Raw genomic sequence first — 1,955 nt, forward strand, 5'->3', positions numbered from 1 at the left:
AGATCCTGGTCCTCGGTTCGGGCGCGCGCGAGCACGCCATCATCCTCGCCCTGCGCGCCGAAGAGGCCGGGCACGAGCTGTTCGCGGCCCCCGGCAACGCCGGCATCGGCGCCGACGCCACCCTCGTGGACCTCGATCCGGCCGATCCCGGCGCGGTCACCGTCTACGCCAACGAGAACGCCATCGACCTCGTCGTCATCGGGCCCGAAGCGCCGCTGGTCGCCGGCGTCGCCGATGCGCTGCGCGAGCACGGCATCCCGGCCTTCGGCCCGGGCAAGGCGGCGGCACAGCTCGAGGGCTCGAAGACCTTCGCCAAGCGCATCATGGATGCCGCGGGCGTGCCGACCGGCCGCGCCGTGCGGGCCCGCACCCTCGCCGAGGTGGAGGCGGCTCTCGACGAACTCGGGTCGCCGCACGTGGTGAAGGCCGACGGCCTGGCCGCGGGCAAGGGCGTCATCGTCACCGAGGACCGTGCGGCGGCGCTGGCCCATGCCGAGGCCTACCTGCCCGGCGGACCGGTGCTCGTGGAGGAGTTCCTGTCGGGCCCGGAGGTGTCGCTCTTCTTCGTCTCCGACGGCGACCGCGTCGTGCCGCTGTCACCCGCGCAGGACTACAAGCGCGCCCACGACGACGACGCCGGGCCGAACACCGGCGGCATGGGCGCGTACTCGCCGCTGCCGTGGCTGGCCGGCGCTTTCGGGGGCGAGGACGAGTTCGTCGCCGAGGTGACGCGCACCGTCGCCCAGCCGGTCATCCGCCAGCTCGACGCCGAGGGAACGCCCTTCATCGGCCTGCTCTACGCCGGCCTCATCCTCACCGAGCAGGGCGTGAAGGTGATCGAGTTCAACGCCCGCTTCGGCGACCCCGAGACCCAGGTCGTGCTCGCCCGGCTCGCGACCCCGCTGTCGTCGCTGCTCATGGCGGCCGCGTCCGGGCACCTCGAGGACGAGCCCGCGCCGGCCTTCGCCGAGGCGGCAGCCGTCACCGTCGTGCTCGCCAGCGAGGGATACCCCGCCGACCCCGTGACGGGGCGCGTGCTCAGCGGGCTGGATGCCGCGGCATCGGTCGAGGGCGTGCACCTGGCCCACGCGGCCACCGCCGAACGCGACGGCGAGCTCATCGCCACCGGGGGACGCGTGCTCAACGTCGTCGCCCTCGGCAACACGTTCTTCGAGGCCAGGGAGCGCGCGTACACCGCGCTCGGGCGCATCCGCCTGGAAGGCTCGCACCACCGCACCGACATCGCGCTGCGGGCCGTCGAAGGCTGACCCGGCCTGCGGCGGCGGCCGGGCCGCGCCCGTCGAGCGCGGTTCGCGTTATCGTTGCGCGAGTCGTCGAACGCCGGGGGGCATCGGGTGGCAGAGCGCATAGGAATCATCGGGGGCGGAATCGTCGGGGTGGCGCTGGCGCGTCTCTTGGCGGGGCGGGGTGCGGCCGTGACCGTGCTGGAGAAAGAAGCGCGCCTCGCCCAGCACCAGACCGGGCGAAATTCCGGCGTCGTCCACGCCGGGCTCTACTACGCGCCGGGGTCGCTCAAGGCGACGCTGTGCGCGGCGGGCCGGGTGTCGATACGGGAGTTCTGCGAGGAGAAGGGCCTGCCGTACCGCGAGGTCGGCAAGCTGGTCGTGGCCGTGGATGAGACCGAACTGCCGGCGCTGGCCGAGATCGAGCGCCGCTCCGTCACGAACGGGGTCCCCGATCTCGTGCGCATCGACGATGTGGCCCACCTGCGGGAGATCGAGCCGCACGTGGCAGGAGTCGCCGCCGTCCACTCGCCGCACACCGCCGCGGTGGACTACGCCACCATCACCGAGGCCATGGCGCAGGACGTCCGCGCCGCGGGCGGTGAGATCCGCCTGGGGCACGAGGTCACCGGCATCCGGGCCGAGAACGGGGCCGTGCGTGTCATCACGCCCGTGTCGGACGACGTCTTCGACCGCGTGATCGCGTGCGCG

General features: G+C 73.4%; 2 protein-coding genes. Both read left to right on the plus strand.

The features are described 5' to 3' along the window. Positions 1-2: 2 nt before the first annotated feature. Entirely contained in the window at positions 3-1,268 is a 1,266-nt protein-coding gene (purD, locus tag NQ160_RS23035) for a phosphoribosylamine--glycine ligase (protein WP_257517342.1), read from the plus strand. 87 nt (positions 1,269-1,355) lie between these two features. Then, on the plus strand, positions 1,356-1,955 hold a 600-nt coding region (locus NQ160_RS23040), incomplete at its 3' end, for an FAD-dependent oxidoreductase (protein WP_257517343.1).

The organism is Microbacterium sp. zg.Y909, assembly GCF_024626565.1.